This is a genomic window from Stutzerimonas kunmingensis (assembly GCF_032106285.1).
Lineage (GTDB): Bacteria > Pseudomonadota > Gammaproteobacteria > Pseudomonadales > Pseudomonadaceae > Stutzerimonas > Stutzerimonas kunmingensis_B.
On sequence record NZ_DAMCPO010000002.1, the window covers coordinates 1 to 21,161 of the forward strand.

Below are 21,161 nucleotides of genomic sequence, written 5' to 3' on the forward strand. Positions count from 1 at the left end.
CTTCGCGTTATCCACCCTACGCTCGCCCCGAGCCCCGGCCCCCGAACACCGACCCCCGACCCCCGACCCCGACCCCGTAGGGTGGAGGAACGCGCAGCGTTTTCCAGGCGTTGCGAGCAGGCGGCTCGGTGTTTCGTCCGCTGCCGGACGATGCCGCAAGCTCGGTTTCTCTCCTAAGCGCTAGAGCGTCATCCCGTCGTATGCCAGGCATACGTTGTCCGGCAGTTCCCGTGACGCCTGCATGAACCAGGCATCCAGCTCGTGGCCGATATGGGTCAGCACGGCTTGCGCCGGCTGCAGCTCCTCGATGCTCTGCAATGCGCGGGTCAGGTCGTTGTGGTTACGCGGTGGCGTATCGTGCGGTGGTGTCGAGCAGTCCAGCACCAGCACATCCAGCGCGGTGTCCTGCAGCAGTTCGCGCGTGCTGTCCGGCAGGCCGACGGTGTCGGTGAGGTAGGCGATGCAGCGGCTGTGACCTTCCAGCAAGTAACCGAAGGTGGGTTTCGAGTGCACCAGTGGCAGCGCGGTGACGCGCAGCGTGCCGAGCATGCGTTGTTCGAAGGCGGCGAATGGTTCGCTGAAATCGAGGATGCCGGGGTGTTTGTAGAGGTCGGCGAGGCCCTCTGCGTCGTCCGGGCCGAGGACCGGAATGTGCAGCCCGGTGCCCCAGCGCAGTTGCAGCAGGCCCTGGGCATGATCGGCGTGGTAATGGGTCTGCAGGATGCCGCTGAAGCTGCCCGGGGCGAAGCGCTCGCAGAGGTCCGGCAGGCCGCTGTCGAGCAGCCAGCGCTGGCCGCCACAGTCCACCAGCGCCGAGCAGGCACGGCGGCGGCGACTCGGGTCGAGCTGCGCGGCACGGCAGGCCGGACAGGCGCAGTTGTACACCGGCACCTGCGCGGCGCCGCCGGTGCCGAGCAGGGTCAGCCGCATTGACGGTGCTCGTCGAGCAGCTGCAGCAGGCGCTCGACGCTGCGCTCCAGCGAGGCGGAATTGTCCAGGCGGATGTAGTCGTCCAGCTCGCCGCTGAACAGCGCGTTGCGCGCCAGGCGCGCCTCGATCTGCTCGGGCGTCTCCCGGCCGCGGGTCAGCAGGCGCTCGCGCAGCACGTCCTGTTCGACGGTCAGCAGCACCGCCAGCAGATCCGGGTAGCGCCTGCGCGCCTCGGGCAGATAACCACGCGAGCCATTGACCAGCACATCCGCGCCGGCCGCCAGCCAGGCGTCGATTTCGGCGGGGATGCCATAGGCCAGCCCGTTGGCGCGCCAGCTGAGAGCAAAGGCCTGCTCGGCCTCCATGCGTTCGAACTGCTCGGCGCTCACCGAATGCGCGGCTTCACCGATGGCCTCGGCCGAGCGGGTGATGACCCGCCGGGCGATGCGCACGCCACGCTCGGCGAGCGCTGCGCGTGCGGCATCGAGCAGACTGTCCTTGCCGGCGCCGGATGGCCCGGTCAGGTAGATCAAACGGCCTTGCATCAGGTTACTCCCGAGGGTCGAAAGCCGAGGGTGGGCGGGCAGTATAGAGCCCGCCGCGGTTGCAGGGGCGGCGCGCTCGACAGGCTGTGGTCGGCGCATCAGAACACCCTCCGGCCCTGGCGCCAGACCTGGCCAATCACCGGCTGGCCCTTGTGCACCTGTGCCTGGACCAGGTCGGCGCGCAGCCCGACGGCGATCTCGCCGCGATCATCCAGCCCGGCCGCGCGTGCCGGCGCCAGGCTGATGGTGGCGATGGCGCGCGGCAGGTCGTAGCCGTTGTCCTGCTCGGCCAGGCCCAGCGCCGCCTGCAGCAGGCTCGCCGGGTAGTAGTCGCTGGAGAGGATGTCCAGCACGCCGCGTTGCGCCAGGTCGGCAGCGGCGATATTGCCCGAATGCGAGCCGCCGCGAACGATGTTCGGCGCGCCCATCAGCACCTTCAGACCGCGCGCGTGGCTGGCCTCGGCGGCCTCGAAGGTGGTCGGGAATTCGGCGATGGCCATGCCGTAGTCGGCCGACTCAGTAACGTGCTCCAGGGTCGCGTCGTCGTGGCTGGCCAGCGCCAGTTCGCGGCTGCGGCAGAGATCGACGATGGCCGCGCGCTGCTGGTCGCTGTGCCGCGCCGAGTTGGCCAGCTGCTCGCTGACGAAATGATCCATCTCCGCCGGGCTCAGGTGGTACTTGCCCATGTAGTACTCGCGGTACTTCTCCATGCGCGCGAACTGGCGCTGGCCCGGCGCGTGGTCCATCACCGAGACCAGCTGCACCAGCGGCTGCTCGACCAGCTCCCGGAACAGCTCCAGGCACTGCGGATGGCTGACTTCGCAGCGCAGGTGCAGGCGGTGTTCGGCGCGGGTCTGCCCGGCCGCTTCGGCCGCGGCGATGGCCTCGAGCATCACCCCGAGCTGCTGCATGCGCTTGCCCTTGGGATTGATGTCGCCGATCGACAGCGCATCGAACACCGTGGTGATACCGGCGGCGACGATCTGCGCGTCATGGGTCAGCACTGCCGAGGCGGATGGCCAGTCCACGCCCGGACGCGGGCTCATGTGCTTTTCCAGGTTGTCGGTGTGCAGTTCCACCAGCCCCGGCAGCAGCAGGTCGCCGCCCAGGTCCTGGGCCTGCGGCAGGCTGCTGGCGCCTGCGCTGATGTCGGCGATCAGGCCGTCGCGGATCAGCAGGCTGCCGTGGATCACCTGATCGGCCAGCACCAGTCGGGCGTTGCTGAGTATCTGTTCAGCTGGCATGGGCCAGGTCCTCCTGCGTCATGTCCAGGTAACGGTCGGCGACTGCCTCGCGGATCGCGCGGTCGTGGAAGATGCCGATCAGCGCGCTGCCGGCCGCCTTGGCTTCGTCGATCAGTTCCAGCACCACGCCGGCGTTGGCCTCGTCCAGCGAGGCAGTGGGTTCGTCGAGCAGCATCACTGGCCAGCTCACCATGAAGCCGCGCGCGAGGTTGACGCGCTGCTGCTCGCCGCCGGAAAAGGTGCCGGGGGCCAGCTGCCAGAGCCGCTCGGGAATATTCAGCCGGGTCAGCAGCGCCTTGGCCCGCGCCTCGGCGTCGGCACGGCTCCAGCCGCGCGCCAGCGCCGGTTCCATCACCACCTCCAGCGCCGGAACCCGCGGAATCACCCGCAGGAACTGGCTGACATAGCCCAGTGTTTGCCGGCGCACCGCGAGTACCTGGCGCGGCTCGGCGCCGACCAGCTCCAGCCAGTCGCCGGCATGGCGGATGTGGATGCTGCCGCCGGCGGGCAGGTAGTTGCCGTACAGCGTGCGCAGCAGGGTCGACTTGCCGGCGCCGGACTGGCCGTGCAGCACCAGGCACTCGCCGGCGGCGACGGTGAAGTTCAGCCCGCGCAGCACCTGCAGGCTGACGCCGTGCTGCTGGTGCAGGGTGAAGGTCTTGGCGAGGTCACGGACCTCGATCAGCGTGTTCATGGGGGATTCCTTCATGGCTGTAGCACCGAGGACACCAGCAGCTGCGTATAGGGATGCTGCGGGTCGTCGAGAATCTGGTCGGTCAGACCGGACTCCACCACCCGCGAACGGCGCATCACCATCAGCCGGTCGGCCAGGAGGCGTGCCACGGCGAGGTCGTGGGTCACGATCACCACCGCCAGGTCCAGCTCGCGCACCAGCCCGCGCAAGAGGTCGAGCAGGCGTGCCTGCACCGACACGTCGAGGCCGCCGGTGGGTTCGTCCATGAACACCAGCTTCGGGCTGGAAACCAGGTTGCGGGCGATCTGCAGGCGCTGCTGCATGCCGCCGGAGAAGGTCCGCGGCAGGTCGTCGATGCGCGCCGGGTCGATCTCCACCTGTTGCAGCCAGTCCAGCCCGGCGGCGCGCAGCTGGCCGTAATGACGCACGCCCTGGGCCATCAGCCGCTCGCCGATGTTGGCGCCGGCGGAAACGCCCATGCGCAGGCCGTCGCGCGGGTTCTGTTCGACGAAGCCCCATTCGGTGCGCAGCAGCGTGCGCCGTTCGGCCTCGCTGGCGGCGTAGAGGTCGAGCCAGTCGCCGGCACCATCACGGTACTGCACGCTGCCGCGATCCGGCGGGCAGCGGCCGCAGAGCAGCGAGAGCAGGGTGGACTTGCCCGAGCCGGACTCGCCGACGATGCCCAGCACTTCGCCGGGGTAGAGCTCGAAGGACACGCCCTGGCAGCCCTTGTCCGGGCCGTACAGGCGGGTCAGGTCGCGCACCGCGAACAGCGGCTCGGTGCCGACGCTCGTGGCGGGCAGCAGTTGTTCGGCGGCGCTCATGGGCGGCTCTCCTGTTGCTGGGCGCGCTGCGCGCAATAGTCGGTATCCGAGCAGACGAACTGCTTGCTGCCGGCGTCGTCGACGATCAGCTCGTCGAGGTAGGAATCGCCGCTGCCGCAGATGGCGCAGCACTGCTCCCATTGCTGGATCTGGAACGGGTGATCCTCGAAATCCAGGCTGACCACGCGGGTGTACGGCGGCACGGCGTAGAGGCGCTTCTCGCGGCCGGCGCCGAACAGCATCAGCGCCGGGCTGCGGTCCAGCTTGGGGTTGTCGAATTTGGGAATCGGCGACGGGTCCATCACGTAGCGCCCGTCCACTGTCACCGGGTAGGCGTAGCTGGTGGCGATGTGGCCGAAGGTGGCGATGTCCTCGTAGAGCTTCACGTGCATCACGCCGTAGTCGCCCAGCGCGTGCATGGTGCGCGTCTCGGTTTCCGACGGCTCGATGAAGCGCAGCGGCTCGGGAATCGGCACCTGATAGACCATGATCTGCCCGGCGGCGAGCGGGGTTTCCGGGATGCGGTGGCGGGTCTGGATCACCGTCGCCGCGGGTGTGCGTTCGGTGGTGGCGACCCCGGCGGTGCGGGCGAAGAAACGGCGGATCGACACGGCGTTGGTGGTGTCGTCGGCGCCCTGGTCGATCACCTTGAGCACGTCGTCGGCGCCGAGAATGGCGGCGGTCAGCTGCATGCCGCCGGTGCCCCAGCCGTAGGGCAGCGGCATCTCGCGGCCGCCGAAGGGCACCTGATAGCCGGGTATGGCGACCGCCTTGAGCAGTGCGCGGCGGATCATGCGCTTGGTCTGCTCGTCGAGGTAGGCGAAGTTGTAGCCCGCCTCGCTGGAGGGAATGGCGTGAGCGTTCATGCGCGTTTCTCCTTCGCTGGCGTCTCGGCGTCGGCTTCGGTCTGCTCGGCCTGCGGCTGGCGCAGCTTGCGGATCAGCTCCAGCTCGGATTGGAAGTCGACGTAGTGCGGCAACTTCAGGTGCGAGACGAAACCGGCGGCCTCGACGTTGTCGCAGTGCATCAGGACGAATTCTTCCTGCTGCGCCGGGCCCTGCACTTCCTCGCCGTACTCGCCGGCACGCAGCGCGCGGTCGACCAGCGCCATGCCCATCGCCTTGCGCTCGGCGTAACCGAAGGCCAGGCCGTAGCCGCGGGTGAACTGTGCCTGCTCGGCGCTCACGCCGACGAACTGGTTGACCATCTCGCACTCGGTCAGCTCGATCTCGCCGAGGCAGACCGGGAAACCCAGCTCCTGCGGCTCGATCCAGACCTCGGCGGTGCCGATGCGAATCTCGCCGGCGAACGGGTGGTTGCGGCCGTAGCCGCGCTGGGTCGAATAGCCCAGCGCCAGGAGAAAGCCCTCGTCGCCACGCGCCAGCGCCTGCAGGCGTTCGGCGCGGCTCGTCGGCAGCTCCAGTGGCTCGCGGGTGAGGTCCGGCACCGGCTCGCCGCGGTCGATTTCCGGGGTCATCAGGCCTTCCTCGCCGAGCAGGCCGAGTACCCGCGGGCAGTTGCCCAGCGTGGCGCTTTCATCCACCGGCGGGCCGGCGCGTTCGCCTTCGGCGAGCAGGGCGAAATCGAGCAGGCGATGGGTGTAGTCGAAGGTCGGGCCGAGCAGCTGGCCGCCGGGCACGTCCTTGAAGGTCGCTGAAATGCGTCGGCTGAGCTGCATGGCGCCGGTGTCCAGCGGCAGGCTTTCGGCGAAGCGCGGCAGCGTGGTGCGGTAGGCGCGCAAGAGGAAGATCGCCTCGACCAGATCGCCGGCGGCCTGCTTGATCGCCAGCGCGGCGAGCTCCTCGTCATACAGCGAGCCTTCGCTCATCACCCGCGCCACGGCGAGCGGCAGCTGCTGGCGAATCTGCTCGACGGCGAGTTCGGCGATAGCGGTGTCGCCGCGGCGCTTCTTCGCCAGCAGGGCGTGGGCGTTGTCGATGGCCTGTTCGCCACCCTTGACTGCGACGTACATCAGGCCACCTCCTGCAGCGAATCGCCGATGCGGGTGCTGCGCGGCAGGCCGAGCACTTCGCCTTCGGCGCAGAACAGTGCGTCGAGCCCGCGCGGGAAGTCGTTGCGTGCGGCGCGCTGCTGCCAGAACGCCGGTTTCAGCGGCAGGCCGACCAGGCGGCTGCCGTCGATGCCCGGGCCCTGCCAGCTCAGCGCCGGGCCGCGGTCGAGACGCTCGAGCTGGATCAGCAGCGTGCAGGACTGGTCCGGGTAGCGTTCGCTGCCGGCGTAGAAGCCGGAGAGGTCGTCCAGCGCAGCGGCATCAAGCAGGGCGAACATCGCCTCCTCGCGTGCCTCGACGATCGGACAGCCACAGTGGAAGGCCAGGTTGGCGCGAATCGCCGGAGTGTCGAAGGCCGGCGCCAGCCACAGCGGCGTGTCGTTATCCAGCAGGCTCAGGCACAGCGCATAGCCGGCGGCCTGCAGCGGCTCGATGGCGGCGACGCTGACCAGCGTCTGGCGCGTGCCTGGCTCGGACAAAGCCTTGAGCGCGGCGCGGAAGCACTTCTGCGCGTCCAGCACCGGGTCGGCGAAGGCGGCCTGCAACAGGTCGGATGGGGCGCGATTCATCAGTCTTCTCCTCGCAGCAGCGTGAAGAACTCCACGCGGGTAGTGGCGGTTTCGGCAGCCTTTTGCGCGGCGCGTCGGGCCTGCGCGGCGGCCAGCGGTTCGATCAGTTCATTCAGCCAGCGGCTCTGCTGCGGCCCTTGCAGATGGGCATCGGCGAGGGCGGCGAGCTCGGCCTGGCGCTTGTCGCGGCCGGCGCGGTAGCTGTAGCCGGTGCTGCCGTCGGCCAGGCGCACCACGCAGCGGGTGACGCTCATCTCGCCGAGGTTGAACGGCGCGCCGGTGCCGCCCATGCGGCCGCGCACCAGGGTCATGCCGATTTCCGCGGGACGGATCAACTGGTAGGTGCAGTCGCGCAGGGCGCTCTCGAAAGGCGCCAGTTCGGCAGCGCTGGCGCCGGCCAGCACGGCCATCCAGCGCTGGCGGGGGGATTGTTCGCGGGTGTGCATGGGGTTCTCCATCAGGTGGCGACCTGGTACTGGAAACGGTCGGAACGGCTGGCCGAAAGGGCGATCTCCACCGGTTGCCCGGTGGCATCGCAGGACAGGGTGAACACCGACAGCAGTGGCATGCGCAGGGGCATCAGCAGCTGTGCGGCCTCGTCGCGATCGGCCAGGCGTGCGCCGATCAGGCTGAAACGGCGCGTCAGCGGCAGGCCGCGTTCGCCGAGGTAGCGGCGCAGCGAGCCGCCCTGGTAGTCGGCGAGCCGTTCGGCGTGGCTGGCGCAGTAGCGGTGGCGGATCAGGCTGACCGGCTCGCCGTCGAGCAGGCGCAGGGTGCTCAGCTCGATCAGCGCAGCGCCCTCGGCCAGTTGCAGGTGGCGCGCTTCCTCGGCGCTGGCGCTGAGCTGGCGACGCGCGAGCAGGCGCGCTTCGGTGCGCACGCCGAGGGCGGCGAGCGCATCGCTGTAGGCACTGTCGGCCTGCAGCGGATAGACCAGCGGGCGTCGCAGCACCTGGGTGCCCTTGCCCTGGCGGCGCAGCAGGCGGCCTTCCTGTACCAGCTCGTCGACGGCGCGGCGCAGGGTGTGGCGGTTGACCGCGAAGCGCCGGGCCAGCTGCATCTCGCCGGGGAGGAAGTCGCCGATGCGGTAGTGGCGCAACTCGCCGCGCAGCACCTGGGCCAGTTCGAGGTAGAGCGGTTCGCTGGGTTGTCTAGACAACTGCATGGTTTTTTCGAAGGCCGCGCAGGCCCTCACTCCGTCAGATGAAGAGCTTGCGCAGGCGCTGGGAGAGCAGGTCGATCAGGCTCACCACGGCGATGATGATCAGCAGCAGGGCGGCGGTCTGGCCGAACTGGAAACCGCGGATGGCTTCCCAGAGAATCACGCCGATGCCGCCGGCGCCGACCATGCCGACCACGGTGGCCGAGCGCACGTTGGATTCGAAGCGGTACAGCGAGTAGGAAATCCACAGCGGCAGCACCTGCGGAATCACTCCGAAGATGACTTCCTGCAGCGCACTGGCACCGGTGGCACGCACGCCTTCCACCGGGCCCGGCTCGATGGCTTCCACGGCTTCGGCGAACAGCTTGGCAAGCACGCCGGTGGTGCTGATCCACAGCGCCAGCACGCCGGCGAATGGGCCGAGGCCGACGGCGACGACGAAGAGCATGGCGAAGACCATTTCGTTGATCGAACGGCAGGCGTCCATCAGTCGGCGCACCGGCTGGTAGACCCACCAGGGCACGATGTTCTCGGAGCTGAGGATGCCCAGCGGGATGGCGCAGACGATCGCCAGCAGGGTGCCCCAGAGGGCGATGTGCACCGTGGTGACCATCTCCTTGAGGTACAGCTGCCAGTTGCTGAAATCCGGCGGGAAGAAGTCGGCGGCGAAGGTCGCCATGTTGGCGCTGTCGCGGATCAGCAGCAGCGGATTCATCTCCGCGCCCTGCCAGGACCAGGCCAGCACGGCCAGGCACAGGCCCCAGCCGAACAGGCGCAGCCAGCTGCGCTTGTCGTTGCCCGCCAGTGGCGGTGTGGTGCTCAGAGTGGTCATGTTCGGTTCTCAAAAAACGGCGCGGACGGGAGCGTGGCGCCAGCGCGCCACGCCCGGCGTTGCTCAGCTGGCCTTGGCGGCGGCGTTCTTCTGCTCGCGCTCGGCCATGCGCTGCTCCAGCTTGGCCAGCTCCTGGTCGATGCCCTGCAGCTGCGCCTGGCGGTCGCTGTCGGAGAGCTTGCTGTCGGCAGCGACTTCGCTGCGCTTCTTGAACAGTTCCAGCTGGCGGATCGGCAGCAGCTGGTCGTTGTCGGAGGCGCGGAACGGTGCCCACTGCAGGCCGGCGAGGATTTCCTTCTCGGCCGGCTTGGCGCCATAGCTCATAAAGAACTCGCGCAGCCGGTTCTTCTGCTCGTCGCTCAGGCTCTTGCGCCACACCAGCGGGTCGGCCGGGATCAGCGGCGAGGTCCAGACGATCTTCAGTTGCGCGGCCTTGTCCGGCGCGGTGATTTCAAGACGCTCCATGCCTTCGCTGTTGAAGGTGCCGACATCGACCTGCTTGTTCGCCACCGACAGTGCGTTGACTTCGTGGCTGCCGTTGAGGCTGCGCTTGAAGGCCTGGCCGGCGTCGACCTTGTTCTTGGCGAACACGTAATAGCCGGGCACCAGGTAGCCGGAGGTGGAGTTCGGGTCGCCGTTGGCGAAGGTCAGGCTCTTGGCGTTCTTCAGCACGTCATCGACGGAGTTCAGGGCGCTGTCCTTGTGCACGATCAGATGGCTGTAGTAGCCCGGGCTGCCGTTGGCGGCGACGGTCTGGGCGAAGATTTCGCCGCCGGCGCGATCCACCGCTTCCATCGCCGACTTGTTGCCGTACCAGGCCAGATCGACCTTGTCGAAGCGCATGCCCTGGATGACCCCGGCGTAATCGGGGGCGAAGAAGGCCTTCACCTCGTAGCCGGTCTGCTTGCTCATGTCGGCGAGGAAGGGTTCCCAGACGCTGCGCAGGTTCTGCGAGGACTCGGTGGAAATGATGCCGAAGGTGATGGTCTCGGCGGCTTGAGCGGTGCCGGCGAGGGCACCGGCCAGCAGCGTGGAGGCGGCGAGAGCGCGGCTGAAGCGTTTCAACATGGAGGTCACTCCTGAGGTGTGGCGTTGGTTGTCGGGTGGCGTGGGGCTCAGCCGTTGACCAGCTGCAAAGACCGCGGCTCGGCATTGCGGGCGCGGTCGGAGAACAGCAGGCTGGCGTCCAGATCGGCGCCGTAGAGGTCGTTGAGCAGGCGGTCGCTGAGCGCCGCCGAGGGGCCGTCGTAATGGATGCGCCCGCCCTTGAGCGCCACGGCGCGGGAGCAGTAGCGCAGGGCGTAATCGACCTGATGCAGGGTTACCACCACGGTCTTGCCGTCCTGGCGGTTGATGTCGGCGAGGATTTCCATGACCTTGCGCGCCGACTCCGGGTCGAGCGAGGCGATCGGTTCGTCGGCAAGGATCACCTCGGCCTGCTGGGTCAGCGCACGGGCGATCGCCACCCGCTGCTGCTGGCCGCCGGAGAGCGTCGAGGCGCGCTGTGCGGCGCGCTCGGCCAGGCCGACGCGCTCCAGTGCAGCCATGGCCTGGCGCTTCTGTTCGTCGCTGAACATGCCCAGCGATCCGCGCCAGCGCGGCATGCGGCCGAGAAAGCCGAGCAGGACGTTGTCCAGCACGCTGAGGCGGGTGACCAGGTTGAACTGCTGGAAGATGTAGCCGATGTCGGCGCGCAGGCGGCGCACCTCGCCATGCAGGCGGCCGGTGGCCTGTACCTCGCGGCCGAGCACCTCGATGCGCCCGCCGGCGGAGCGGTCGCAGCAGGCCAGTCCGGCCAGGTGGCGCAACAGCGTGGACTTGCCGGAACCGGACGCGCCGATCAGCGCCACCATCTCGCCCGGCTGTATCGCCAGGCCCAGGTCGAACAGCGCCTGCTTGCCGGCGAAGGTCTTGTTCAGTCGCTCGACTCGAATAGCCGCATTCATGTCTTGCCCTCTCGTCTGCGCGGCCGGGGAGGTCGGCCAACTTGTCTAGACGAGAAGGTAGTCAGGCTCTGTTGCAGTCCCGCTAAGCGTCCGTGAACCTGCGATGACCATTCGGTGAAGCTTCGATGGTCAGCGCAGCGGCGGCCGGCTGGCGCGCGATCAGCGCACGCGGCGCTTTGCCTTCGCGGCGCGGCCCCCTAAGCTGGACGCCGTCATTGCGTCCCGTGCTGGCGCGTCGTCTACGCGACCGTCAGGCATTGAAGAGAAAGAGGAAGAGCATGAAACAGAAGATCGTATTCATCACCGGCGCCACCTCCGGCTTTGGCCGCGCCACTGCCCGTCGCTTCGCCGAGGCCGGCTGGGCGCTGGTGCTCACCGGGCGGCGCAGCGAGCGCCTGGAAGAGCTGCAGAGCGAGCTGTCAGCGAAGGTGCCGGTGCATATCGCCACCCTCGACGTGCGCCATGCCGGCGCGGTGACGGAGGTGGTCGAGCAGCTGCCCGCCGAGTTCCGCCAGATCGATTGCCTGGTCAACAACGCCGGCCTGGCGCTGGCGCCGCAGCCCGCGCAAAAAGTCGATCTAGCCGATTGGCACACCATGATCGATACCAACATCACCGGCCTGGTCAACGTCACCCATGCCTTGCTGCCGACGCTGATCGCCACTGGCAAGGGTGCCAGCATCGTCAACATCGGCTCAGTGGCCGGCCACTGGCCGTATCCGGGTGGCCACGTCTACGGCGCGACCAAGGCCTTCGTCGAGCAGTTCGGCTACAACCTGCGCTGCGACCTGCTCGGCACCGGCGTGCGCGTCACCGACATCGCGCCGGGCATGGCCGAAACCGAGTTCACCCTGGTCCGTACCAAGGGCGATCAGGACGCCAGCGACCGGCTCTACCGCGGCACCACGCCGCTGACCGCCGAGGACATCGCCGAGCAGATCTTCTACGTCGCCACCCTGCCGGATCACATCAACATCAACCGCCTGGAAGTGATGCCGACGCGTCAGGCCTGGTCGCCGTTCAATATCGATCGCGACAAATAAGTCACGTCCTGTTCGCGGGGTCGGACGGGCTCAGCCGAGCATTGCCCGCAGACCCGCTTCGGCGCAGGCCTCGTCCTGCTCTTCCGATCCGCCGGAAACGCCGATCCCGCCGATGCACTGCCCGTCCAGCAGGACGGGCAACCCGCCGCCGAATACTACCAGCCGCTCGCGCACCGGAATGCCGATGCGCAGGCGTTCGTTATCGCCCAGCACCTGCAGCCACTGGCCGGTGGGAAAGCCGAAGCTGGCCGCGGTGTAGGCTTTGTCACGCGCGATGTCTGCGGAGTGCAGGAAGGCACCGTTCATGCTCAGGAACGCCAGATTGAGGCCGGCGCGATCCACCACCGCGACGTGGATGCGAATGCCCAGCGCGGTGGCGTGATCGGTCGCCGCCTGGGCAGCCTGCAGCGCCGCTTGCCAGGTGAGGTTCGCTTCGAGTGTCGAGACGATCATGCCGGCCTCAACGCTTGAGCTTGCTGGCTGACTCGCCGCCGATGCCGAAATGACCTTTCGGCATTTCAGTGATGATTACCCGTACACTGGCCAGCGGTGCATCCAGCGAGCGCGCGATGGCTTCGCTGACTTCGCGGATGAGGGTCTCCTTCTGCTCGTCGCTGCGGCCTTCGAGGATATGGATCTGGGCAATGGGCATGGTGTGTCTCCTGAAGAAGAGGCCGCCCGGGCAGGGCGGCCGAATGGCTCAGATGAAGCGCGCGGAGACGCTGCCAAGCCCCTGATAGCGCACGGTGATGTTGTCGCCCGGCTCCACCGATACCGCCGCCGTGATGCCACCGGTCATGATGAAGGTGCCGGCCGGTATGTGTTCGCCGCGCTCTGCCAGCAGGTTGGCGAGCATCGCCACGCTGGACAGCGGATGGCCGAGCACTGCGGCGCCGGCACCAAGTTCTACCACCTCACCGTTCTTCTCCATCACCACGCCGAGGGTGCGCAGGTCGACGTCCTCCAGATTGGCCATCTGGCCGCCGGTGATGAAACGGGTCGAGGAGGCGTTGTCGGCCACCACGCTGATCAGGTCGAACTTGAAGTTCTCGTAGCGCGAGTCGATCACCTCGACGGTGGGGATCACGTAGTCGATCGCTGCAATCACGTCACCGATGTGGCAACCGGGGCCTTGCAGCGGCGCCTTGGTGACCACCGAGATTTCCGCCTCGATCTTCGGATGGATCAGCTTGGAGCAATCCACCACGCCACCATCGGGCACGCTGAAGTAGTCGGCGAGAAAGCCGTAGATCGGCGTCTCCACGCCCATCTGCGCCATCTTCGCCCAAGAGGTCAGGCCCATCTTCAGGCCGACGATCTTGTTGCCGCGCTCCTCCTTGCGGCGGCGGATTTCCCACTGGATGTCGTAGGCATCGGCGAAGGTCATCTCGGGATAATCGTTGGTGACCTTGTGAATATCGTGCGCCTGCAATTCGGCGTTCTCGATGTGCTCGGCCAGGGCCAGCACCTGCTCGTGGTTGAGGGTACGGTTCATGCACTCACCTTCTGGTTCTGGCGGGCCCGGGACATATCCAGGGCGAGGTCTTCGATCATGTCTTCCTGGCCGCCGACGGTGCCGCGGCGCCCCAGCTCGACCAGAATGTCGCGGGCCGGTACGCCGTATTTCTTCTCGGCGCGCTGGGCAAACAACAGGAACGAGCTGTACACCCCGGCATAGCCCAGGGTCAGCGCATCGCGGTCGACGCGGATCGGCTGGTCCATCATTGGCACGACGATGTCTTCGGCCACATCCATGATCTTGTAGAGGTCGATGCCGGTTTCCACGCCCATGCGCTTGCACACCGCGACGAAGACTTCCAGCGGGGTGTTGCCGGCACCGGCGCCGAGGCCGGCGACCGAGCCGTCGATACGCGAGGCGCCAGCTTCGATGGCGGCCAGCGAGTTGGCGATGGCCATGCCCATGTTGTGGTGGCCGTGGAAGCCGATCTCGGTGGCGGGGTTCAGCTCGGCGCGCAGCAGGCCGATCTTCTCGCTGACCTCATCGGGCAGCATGTAGCCGGCCGAGTCGGTGCAGTAGATGCAGTTGGCGCCGTAGCTTTCCATCAGCCTGGCCTGTTCGAGCACTTTTTCCGCGCTGATCATGTGCGCCATCATCAGGAAGCCGACGGTATCGGCGCCCAGCTTGCGCGACATGCCGATGTGCTGCTCGGAGACGTCGGCCTCGGTGCAATGCGTGGCCACACGAATGGTGGAGACGCCACAGTCGAGCGCCATCTTCAGGTGGTCGACCGTGCCGATGCCCGGCAGCAGCAGGGCGGATACCTTGGCCTGCTTGAGGCGCGGGATTACCGCACGCAGGTATTCCTCGTCGCTATGCGCGGGGAAACCGTAGTTGATCGAGCGACCGCCGAGGCCGTCGCCGTGGGTGATCTCGATCAGCGGCATGCCGGCGGCGTCGAGGCCGGTGGCGACCGCGATCATCTGCTCGAGGCTGATCTGGTGGCGCTTGGCGTGCATGCCGTCGCGCAGGCTCATGTCGTGCAGGGTGACGTTCTTGCCTTGCAGATTCATGGTGCTACTCCTCAGGCCAGGGCCGCTTCACGACGTGGCAGTTGAATGGTGCCGCTGGCGATTTCCGCGGCGAACATCTCGCCAGTACGCAGCGCTGCGGCGGTCATGATGTCGAGGTTGCCGGCGTACTTGGGCAGGTAGTCGCCCAGGCCCTCGACTTCCATGAAGATCGAGACGCGGTTGCCGTCGAATACCGGGCCGTTCTTCAGCCGGTAGCCGGGCACGTACTTCTGCACCTCGGCGATCATGGCGTGGACCGATGCGGTGATGGCGTCCTGGTCCGGCTCGGTTTCGGTCAGGCAGTGGATGGTGTCGCGCATCATCAAGGGCGGCTCGGCCGGGTTGACCACGATGATCGCCTTGCCTTCCTTCGCCCCGCCGACCTGCTCGATGGCGCCGGCGGTGGTGCGGGTGAACTCGTCGATGTTCTTGCGGGTGCCCGGGCCGATGGAGCGCGAGGACACGGTGGCGACGATCTCGCCGTAGGCCACCGGCTGCACGCGCGACACCGCGGCGACCATCGGGATGGTCGCCTGGCCACCGCAGGTGACCATGTTGACGTTCATTTCCAGGGTGCCGACGTGCTGCTTGAGGTTCACCGGCGGCACACAGTAGGGGCCGATGGCGGCCGGGGTCAGGTCGACCATCAGCACGCCCAGTTCGTTGAGCTTGCGGCTGTTCTCGGCGTGCACGTAGGCGCTGGTGGCATCGAAGGCGATGCGGATGTCGTCGTCGAGCACGTGCGGCAGCAGGCCGTCGACGCCTTCTGCGGTGGTCTTCAGGCCGAACTCGCGGGCGCGCTTCAAGCCGTCGGACTCGGGGTCGATGCCGACCATCCAGACCGGCTCGATCCACTCGGAACGCAGCATCTTCATCACCAGGTCAGTGCCGATGTTGCCCGGGCCAATGATCGCGGCTTTCAGTTTCTTGCTCATGGGTGTTTCCCCTGTTCTTGTTCTAATCAGGTGAAGCGCACGCTGGCGCTGCCGATGCCGCCGATCTCGACGCGCATGAAATCGCCTGCCTTGACCGGCTCCAGCGGAACCAGCGAGCCGGACAGGATCACCTCGCCGGCCTTCAGGCCGATGCCGAACCGGCCGAGGGTGTTGGCCAGCCAGGCCACGCAGTTGACCGGCGAGCCGAGCGCCGCGGCGCCGGCACCGGTCGAGAGCAACTGGCCGTTCTTTTCCACTAGCATGCCGCAGGTGACCAGATCGACCTGGCGCGGCGACACGGCCTGATCACCGAGCACGAACAGGCCGCAGGAGGCGTTGTCCGCCACGGTGTCCTGGATCTTGATCTGCCAGTCCTGGATGCGCGAATCGACCACCTCGAAGCAGGGGATCACGCATTCGGTGGCGGCCAGCACGTCGGCATTGGTCACGCCGGGGCCCATCAGGTCCTTCTTGAGGATGAAGGCGATCTCGCCTTCGGCCCGTGGCTGGATCAGCCGTTCGCTGATCGGCATGGCTTCGCCGCTGTTGTAGACCATGGCGTCGGTGAGGTAGCCGAAGTCCGGTTGGTGCACGCCGAGCATGTTCTGCACGGCCTTGCTGGTGACGCCGATCTTCTTGCCAATCACCCGCTCGCCGGCGGCCAAGCGCCGTTCCAGCATACGCAGGGAAATGTGGTAGGCGTCCTCGACGCTGATGTCGAAGCCACGGCTGGTCAGCGGCGTGACGGTCTCGCGCTGGACCATCGCCTGGTAGAGCTCGTCGCCGAGCTCGTTGATCAATGTCTTGTCCATATCGGTCTCTCTCAGCAATGGAGGGCGTCGGCCTCGGCGAGGAAATTCTCGACCAGGCGGGCGAAACGCTCGGCGTGTTCGATCTGGGTCCAGTGGCCGCACTGGCCGAATACGTGCAACTGGGCGCGGGCGATCCATTCGGCCAGGGTCAGCGAGGCCGCCAGCGGAATCACCTGGTCCTCGCGGCCATGGATCACCAGTGTTTCGTGGGGCAAGGCGCGGATGTCCGCTTCGTCGCTGGCCAGTCCGTCGACCCAGCGCTGGCGCGGGGCCGGGAACATCTGGGCGAAGGATTCCTGAAAGCCGGGGCGGATACTGGCCTGGTAACGCAGCTCGGCCAGCTCGTCGGTGACCAGGCTGCGGTCGTAGGCGAAAACATCCATCAGCCGGCGCATGTTGGCCAAGGACGGCTCGTAGCCCCAGACGGCATCCAGCCCCGGCGTGATTGGAAAACTCACCCCGACGCTGCCCATCAGCACCAGCCGCCGCACCCGCTCGGGATGTTGGATGGCCAGCGCCAGCGCCAGGCCGCCACCGAAGGAGTTGCCGACGATGTCGGCCTGGGCGATACCCAGCGCATCCAGCACGCCGATGGCATGCTCGACCCAGCGCTGCTGGTGGTACTGGCCGTCGGCCGGGCGCTCGCTATAGCCGAAGCCGAGCATGTCCGGCGCGATCACCCGGCGCTGCCTGGCCAGCTCGGGTATCACCAGGCGCCAGTTGGCCCAGGCGGTGACGCCCGGCCCGGAGCCGTGAATCAGCAGGACCGGGAAGCCTTCGCCCTGATCATGCAGGTTGGTGCGGTAGCCGGCGGCGAGAATTTCGCGACCGATTTCAGGGCCTTGCTGCGGTGCGTTCATGGTCAGGTCCTCAGAGTTTCACGCAGATGTTCTTCAGCTCGGTGTAGAACTCCAGCGAGTGCACCCCGCCTTCGCGGCCGATACCCGACTGCTTGGCGCCACCGAAGGCGGTGCGCAGGTCGCGCAGGAACCAGCTGTTCACCCAGACGATCCCAGCCTCGATCTGCCCGGCGACGCGGTGCGCCCGCGAGGCGCTCTCGGTCCAGATCGCCGAGGCCAGGCCGTAAGGCAGGGCGTTGGCCAGTTCGATGGCTTCTGCCTCGCTGTCGAACGGCCGGATGTGGCAGCAGGGGCCGAAGATTTCCTCGGTGACCACCGGCGAATCGTCTGGCAGGCCGGTCCAGATGGTCGGCTGCACCCAGGCGCCGCCGGCCAGGTGCGCCGGCATCTCGGGCACACCGCCACCGGTGACGAGGGTGGCACCTTCGTCCCGGGCCCTCTGGTAGTAGGAAAGGACCTTCTCGCGGTGCTTGTGGCTGACCAGCGAGCCGAAGTTGGCCTCCGGGTCGTTCGGCTCGCCGATCTTCAGCGCTTCGGCGCCGGCCTTCAGGCGGGCGACGAATTCGTCGAAGATCGGCCGCTCGACGTAGACCCTCTCGGTGCCCAGGCAGACCTGGCCGCAGTTGGCGAAGGCCGAGCGCAGGGTGCCTTCGATGGCCTTGTCCAGGTCGCAGTCGGCGAAGACGATGCCGGCGTTCTTGCCGCCCAGTTCAAGCGACACTTGGCGCACGCCCTTGGCCGCGGCGCGCATGATCAGCTCCCCGGTGCCGGTCTCCCCGGTGAAGGTGATGCCGTCGACGTCCGGGTGGGCGGTGAGGAAGGCGCCGGCCGAGTCGCCGCCGAAACCGTGCACTACGTTGTAGACGCCCGGCGGCACCCCGGCGGCGTTCATCACCTCGCCGAGCAGTGCGGTGGTACTGGGGGTTTCCTCCGACGGCTTGACCACCACGGTATTGCCGCAGGCCAGCGCCGGACCGACCTTCCAGGTCATCAGCAAGAGCGGCAGGTTCCACGGGCTGATCACACCGATCACCCCCTTGGGCCGGCGCACCGCGTAGTTGATCGCGCCGCTGCCGTCCGGGGTGACCATCTCGAAGGCCTCGGTCGGCACGTTCCTGATCAGGTCGGCGAACACCTTGAAGTTCGCTGCGCCGCGCGGGATGTCGATGTGGCTGGCCAGCGACTTCGGCTTGCCGGTGTCCAGGCACTCGGCCTCGAGGAACTCGTCGAAGCGCGCATTGATGCCGTCGGCGACGCGATGCAGGATCTCGCTGCGCTCGGCCAGGGTCATCCGGCCCCAGGGGCCCTTCAGCGCATCGCGTGCCGCCCTGACCGCCGCGTCGACCTCGGCCTCGCCGGCTTCATGGACCCTGGCGATCACCTGGCCGTTGGCCGGGTTGACGTTGTCGAACCGCTTGCCGCTGGCCGAGCCGACGTACTCGCCGTTAATGAAATGCTTGATTTCTTGCATGTGTGCAATCTCTATGTAAATTCGGGCCGGCCTTCAGGTGAGCACCGTGAGGAAGCGTTCGTTGAGCACGCGGTCGTGATAGAAAATCGCCTTGCCCAGGTCTTTGGCCATCCAGGTCACCGGCTTGTGATCCTGGTAGTTGTAATCGCCGCCGCAGAACACCTCGTTGCGGTTTCCAGAAGGATCGAAGAAGTAGATGGTCTTGCCGTGAGTGAGGCCATGGCGGGTCGGACCGATATCGATGGAGGTGTCGGTCATGGAAATCAGGTCGGCGGCGCGGAGTACGTCTTCCCAGGTTTCGAGGTAGAAGGAGACGTGATGGAAGCGACCCTTCTCAGGGTGATGAATGAAGGCCACGTCGTGGGCCTTGGTCGACAGGCTGAGGAACTGGGCGACGCGCGTGCCATCCTCATCCAGCACCTGTTCGGCCAGATAGAAGCCGAGCACCTTGGTGAATAGGTCATAGGTCGCCGGCAATTCGTCGCCATACATGAGGGCGTGGTCGAAACGCACCACGCGCATGCCCTGGAGATTGCGCGGCCAGGCTTCAGGGTTGATTTCCTCCACGCCCCACTTGCCGGTGTATTGCTTGTCGGCATACAGCTCGAAGAAGTGTCCGGACGGCGCCTGGAAGCGCACGCGACGCCCGCAGCCCCTGAGTTCTCCGGCGGGAATGGTCTCGATCAGGCAGCCGTAGTCGATCAGGTCCTGGGTCAGACGGACCAGGCACTCGTCGTCGACCACCTTGAAACCCATGAAATCCATGCCCGGCTCATCCGCTTCACGCAGCACCAGGGAGAACTTGTCCACTTCGGTCCAGGCCTTCAGATAGACGCGACCGAAGTCATCACGGTCCACTTCGATCAGGCCGAGCAGGTCGCGGTAATGGGCCAGGGCACTCTCTAGATTGAGTACGCGCAGCTGGATGTGGCCGGGTCGCATAACGCCTTTTTTCATGACGGCACCTCTTTTTTCATCTTGTTGTTTTTGTCGCCTTCGCCATTTCGGCGAAGGCATTCGATGCTCAGATCGGATTGCGGAAATACCTGGCATGCCAGCGCCAGGCCCTGGCTCGCCAACCCGGGCGGCACGTGATGGCAGCTCATGCGACCGCGGCGGTAATCGCCGCCCAACACCCGCACCTTGCACAGCCCGCAACCGCCGCCACGGCAGCCCACCGGCACGCAACGCTTGCCCTGGGCCTCCATCGCCTGCAACACCGACTGGCCCTCCGCGCAGCGGAATGACTGACCGCTTAGCACTTCGCACACCTCGTAGCCGGCACTGTTCATGCTCACCTCAGATGCGCTTGAACAACGCCGAACGGGTGCTCTCACCGGCACCATCGGCGGCGGTGAAGAAGCGCTCCATGAAGATGTCCCGCTCGAACAGCCGTCCCTGCATGAGGGTGGTGATGGCTGCGTCGATCATCGGTGGCGGGCCACAGAGATAGGCCTTCTGGCCACTGAAACGGCCGTCGAAGTGCGCCTTGGCCGCGTCATGCACGAAGCCCTTGAAGCCCTGCCATTGCGGATCGTCATTGGCCTGATTCAGTGCCGGCACGTAGTTGAACTGCGGGTACTGTGCGGCCAGCGTCTCGAACAGCTCGCGGTTGTATAGCTCGGCACGGTTGCGGGCGCCCTGGAACAGGGTGATCTGCCGGGTATCGCCGCGCGCCAGCAGATCGAGGATCATCGACTGCGGGCTGGACAGGCCGGAGCCACCGGCGATGAAGATCAGGTTGCCGGCCTGGGAGTCGCGAACGAAGAACTGCCCGTAGGGGCCGGACAGCTCCACCGAGTCGCCGACCTTCAGTTGCTTATGAATGAAGCCGGTGCCGACACCGCCTTCGACCAGGCGAACATGCAGCTCGACTTCATCGGCCTTGCTCGGCGGGTTGGCCAGGGAAAAGGCGCGGGTGCCGTCGATGCCGGGCAGCGCCAGGTTGATGTACTGCCCGGCCTGGAAGGCCATCGGCCGGTCCAGTTTGATATGCAGACCCTTGATCGTCGGCGAGAGATCGATCAGGGCGGTGACCGCGCCACGGTAGTCTTCCACCGGGTGGCCGAGGAAATCCGGGTCGGCCTCGATATCGGCCTCGATCACCATGTCGGACTGAGGCAGGGCGCAACAGGCCAGAATCTTGCGCTCGTCGCGCTCGATGTCCATCAGGGCGAACGGCGAGGCCGCGCCGATATCCACTTCGCCTTCGAGCACCTGCACCTTGCAGGTGGCGCAGGTGCCGTGGCCACAGGCGAACGGCAACCATACGCCCTGGCGCAGCGCGGCCTGCAGGATGGTCTGGCCTTCCTCTACTTCGATCACTTCGCCGGTGGGTTCGATGGTGACGTTGTATGTCATGGCACACCTCTCAGCTGCACGAACCCTGGACGCCATTCAACCCTGGGGTATTCAGGCGCAGCATGCTTTTATGGTCGATACCGTTGGCCTCCAGGCTGGCGGCGTAATCCGGTACGAAGCGCTCGCCGTTAAGGGTCCAGACGGCTTCGTTGAAATCGACCCTGGCGCTGTCCGGGTGGGCCTTTATCGCATCGCTGAGCAACTGCTCGACGAACGCGGCGAAGGTCATCGCCGGGGCGACGAGGAAGGCAAAGGGCGAGCAGAACATCAGGTGTTTTTCCCAGTAGACGTAGAGCATCTGCATGCCATGGAAATTGGCTTGCAGGTCGCGCGGCGTGGCGCGGTATTCGCTGATCGCATTAACAGTCATGAGCTGACCCTCTTGTTCTT

At 66.8% G+C, this 21,161-nt stretch carries 26 protein-coding genes; 1 reads left to right on the forward strand and 25 read right to left on the reverse strand.

Translation table 11 applies throughout. The features are described from left to right. Positions 1–180: 180 nt before the first annotated feature. From phnP to phnC, 13 genes are all read right to left on the reverse strand, one after another. Positions 181–930, reverse strand: coding sequence for a phosphonate metabolism protein PhnP (gene phnP, locus RT582_RS01695; RefSeq protein ID WP_313476298.1), 750 nt, complete (start codon positions 928–930; stop codon positions 181–183). Beyond that, positions 921–1,475 (reverse strand): phosphonate metabolism protein/1,5-bisphosphokinase (PRPP-forming) PhnN, encoded by a 555-nt coding sequence (phnN, locus tag RT582_RS01700; RefSeq protein WP_278412283.1) that lies wholly within the window; start codon positions 1,473–1,475, stop codon positions 921–923. The genes phnP and phnN overlap by 10 nt, the downstream gene beginning before the upstream one ends. A 98-nt stretch (positions 1,476–1,573) precedes the next feature. Further along, positions 1,574–2,719, reverse strand: coding sequence for an alpha-D-ribose 1-methylphosphonate 5-triphosphate diphosphatase (locus RT582_RS01705; RefSeq protein ID WP_313476300.1), 1,146 nt, complete (start codon positions 2,717–2,719; stop codon positions 1,574–1,576). Beyond that, positions 2,709–3,413 (reverse strand): phosphonate C-P lyase system protein PhnL, encoded by a 705-nt coding sequence (phnL, locus tag RT582_RS01710; RefSeq protein WP_278401246.1) that lies wholly within the window; start codon positions 3,411–3,413, stop codon positions 2,709–2,711. The genes RT582_RS01705 and phnL overlap by 11 nt, the downstream gene beginning before the upstream one ends. Before the next feature lie 11 nt (positions 3,414–3,424). Further along, positions 3,425–4,237: a phosphonate C-P lyase system protein PhnK gene (gene phnK / locus RT582_RS01715; protein ID WP_125940278.1), complete on the reverse strand. Its 813-nt coding sequence runs from the start codon at positions 4,235–4,237 to the stop codon at positions 3,425–3,427. Then, positions 4,234–5,103 (reverse strand): alpha-D-ribose 1-methylphosphonate 5-phosphate C-P-lyase PhnJ, encoded by an 870-nt coding sequence (locus RT582_RS01720; protein WP_313476304.1) that lies wholly within the window; start codon positions 5,101–5,103, stop codon positions 4,234–4,236. Before RT582_RS01720 ends, phnK begins: the two co-directional genes overlap by 4 nt. Next, positions 5,100–6,209: a carbon-phosphorus lyase complex subunit PhnI gene (locus RT582_RS01725; RefSeq protein WP_313476307.1), complete on the reverse strand. Its 1,110-nt coding sequence runs from the start codon at positions 6,207–6,209 to the stop codon at positions 5,100–5,102. The genes RT582_RS01720 and RT582_RS01725 overlap by 4 nt, the downstream gene beginning before the upstream one ends. After that, positions 6,209–6,817 (reverse strand): phosphonate C-P lyase system protein PhnH, encoded by a 609-nt coding sequence (gene phnH, locus RT582_RS01730; protein ID WP_102833583.1) that lies wholly within the window; start codon positions 6,815–6,817, stop codon positions 6,209–6,211. Before phnH ends, RT582_RS01725 begins: the two co-directional genes overlap by 1 nt. Beyond that, positions 6,817–7,263 (reverse strand): phosphonate C-P lyase system protein PhnG, encoded by a 447-nt coding sequence (gene phnG / locus RT582_RS01735; RefSeq protein ID WP_104098721.1) that lies wholly within the window; start codon positions 7,261–7,263, stop codon positions 6,817–6,819. The genes phnH and phnG overlap by 1 nt, the downstream gene beginning before the upstream one ends. Positions 7,264–7,274: 11 nt before the next feature. After that, complete coding sequence (gene phnF / locus RT582_RS01740; RefSeq protein ID WP_042925830.1) at positions 7,275–7,982, reverse strand: phosphonate metabolism transcriptional regulator PhnF; 708 nt, start codon at positions 7,980–7,982, stop codon at positions 7,275–7,277. A gap of 34 nt (positions 7,983–8,016) precedes the next feature. Further along, a complete protein-coding gene (gene phnE, locus RT582_RS01745) occupies positions 8,017–8,811 on the reverse strand; it encodes a phosphonate ABC transporter, permease protein PhnE (protein WP_041013869.1) in 795 nt (264 codons plus the stop codon). A 63-nt stretch (positions 8,812–8,874) separates the two neighbouring features. Beyond that, positions 8,875–9,879, reverse strand: a complete 1,005-nt coding sequence (gene phnD, locus RT582_RS01750) for a phosphonate ABC transporter substrate-binding protein (protein WP_042925828.1) — start codon at positions 9,877–9,879, stop codon at positions 8,875–8,877. Positions 9,880–9,926: 47 nt separating this feature from the next. Further along, a complete protein-coding gene (phnC, locus tag RT582_RS01755; protein WP_014818580.1) occupies positions 9,927–10,757 on the reverse strand; it encodes a phosphonate ABC transporter ATP-binding protein in 831 nt (276 codons plus the stop codon). A 278-nt stretch (positions 10,758–11,035) separates the two neighbouring features. On the opposite strand from phnC, the gene RT582_RS01760 reads away from it, so the two are divergent. Next, positions 11,036–11,800 carry an SDR family oxidoreductase gene (locus RT582_RS01760; RefSeq protein ID WP_042925826.1) on the forward strand — a complete coding sequence of 255 codons (765 nt, stop codon included), beginning with the start codon at positions 11,036–11,038 and terminating at the stop codon, positions 11,798–11,800. Between the two features lie 30 nt (positions 11,801–11,830). Here the strand turns inward: RT582_RS01760 and RT582_RS01765 are convergent, their stop codons facing one another. The 12 genes from RT582_RS01765 to RT582_RS01820 are packed head-to-tail and all read right to left on the reverse strand — an operon-like array spanning position 11,831 to position 21,141. Continuing rightward, on the reverse strand, positions 11,831–12,253 hold the full coding sequence (locus RT582_RS01765) for a GlcG/HbpS family heme-binding protein (RefSeq protein ID WP_090520667.1): 423 nt from the start codon (positions 12,251–12,253) through the stop codon (positions 11,831–11,833). Positions 12,254–12,260: 7 nt separating this feature from the next. Then, positions 12,261–12,452, reverse strand: a complete 192-nt coding sequence (locus RT582_RS01770) for a 4-oxalocrotonate tautomerase (RefSeq protein ID WP_042925823.1) — start codon at positions 12,450–12,452, stop codon at positions 12,261–12,263. A 48-nt stretch (positions 12,453–12,500) separates the two neighbouring features. After that, positions 12,501–13,295 carry a 2-oxo-3-hexenedioate decarboxylase gene (gene dmpH / locus RT582_RS01775; protein WP_042925821.1) on the reverse strand — a complete coding sequence of 265 codons (795 nt, stop codon included), beginning with the start codon at positions 13,293–13,295 and terminating at the stop codon, positions 12,501–12,503. Continuing rightward, entirely contained in the window at positions 13,292–14,332 is a 1,041-nt protein-coding gene (gene dmpG / locus RT582_RS01780) for a 4-hydroxy-2-oxovalerate aldolase (RefSeq protein WP_009397183.1), read from the reverse strand. Before dmpG ends, dmpH begins: the two co-directional genes overlap by 4 nt. 11 nt (positions 14,333–14,343) lie before the next feature. Beyond that, positions 14,344–15,267, reverse strand: coding sequence for an acetaldehyde dehydrogenase (acetylating) (locus tag RT582_RS01785; RefSeq protein WP_042925818.1), 924 nt, complete (start codon positions 15,265–15,267; stop codon positions 14,344–14,346). 26 nt (positions 15,268–15,293) lie between these two features. Further along, complete coding sequence (gene dmpE, locus RT582_RS01790) at positions 15,294–16,079, reverse strand: 2-oxopent-4-enoate hydratase (RefSeq protein ID WP_042925816.1); 786 nt, start codon at positions 16,077–16,079, stop codon at positions 15,294–15,296. Positions 16,080–16,090: 11 nt separating this feature from the next. Then, positions 16,091–16,939, reverse strand: a complete 849-nt coding sequence (locus RT582_RS01795; protein WP_313476315.1) for an alpha/beta fold hydrolase — start codon at positions 16,937–16,939, stop codon at positions 16,091–16,093. A 10-nt stretch (positions 16,940–16,949) separates the two neighbouring features. Further along, a complete protein-coding gene (locus RT582_RS01800) occupies positions 16,950–18,410 on the reverse strand; it encodes a 2-hydroxymuconic semialdehyde dehydrogenase (protein WP_042925812.1) in 1,461 nt (486 codons plus the stop codon). A gap of 33 nt (positions 18,411–18,443) precedes the next feature. Next, the gene (locus RT582_RS01805) at positions 18,444–19,367 is read right to left on the reverse strand and encodes a catechol 2,3-dioxygenase (protein ID WP_042925810.1); all 924 of its coding nucleotides are present in this window, start codon (positions 19,365–19,367) and stop codon (positions 18,444–18,446) included. Next, a complete protein-coding gene (locus tag RT582_RS01810; RefSeq protein ID WP_048512662.1) occupies positions 19,364–19,702 on the reverse strand; it encodes a 2Fe-2S iron-sulfur cluster binding domain-containing protein in 339 nt (112 codons plus the stop codon). The genes RT582_RS01805 and RT582_RS01810 overlap by 4 nt, the downstream gene beginning before the upstream one ends. A gap of 7 nt (positions 19,703–19,709) precedes the next feature. Beyond that, positions 19,710–20,771 carry a phenol 2-monooxygenase reductase component DmpP gene (dmpP, locus tag RT582_RS01815; RefSeq protein WP_042925808.1) on the reverse strand — a complete coding sequence of 354 codons (1,062 nt, stop codon included), beginning with the start codon at positions 20,769–20,771 and terminating at the stop codon, positions 19,710–19,712. Between the two features lie 10 nt (positions 20,772–20,781). Then, on the reverse strand, positions 20,782–21,141 hold the full coding sequence (locus RT582_RS01820; RefSeq protein WP_313476319.1) for a phenol hydroxylase subunit P4: 360 nt from the start codon (positions 21,139–21,141) through the stop codon (positions 20,782–20,784). Positions 21,142–21,161: the final 20 nt, after the last annotated feature.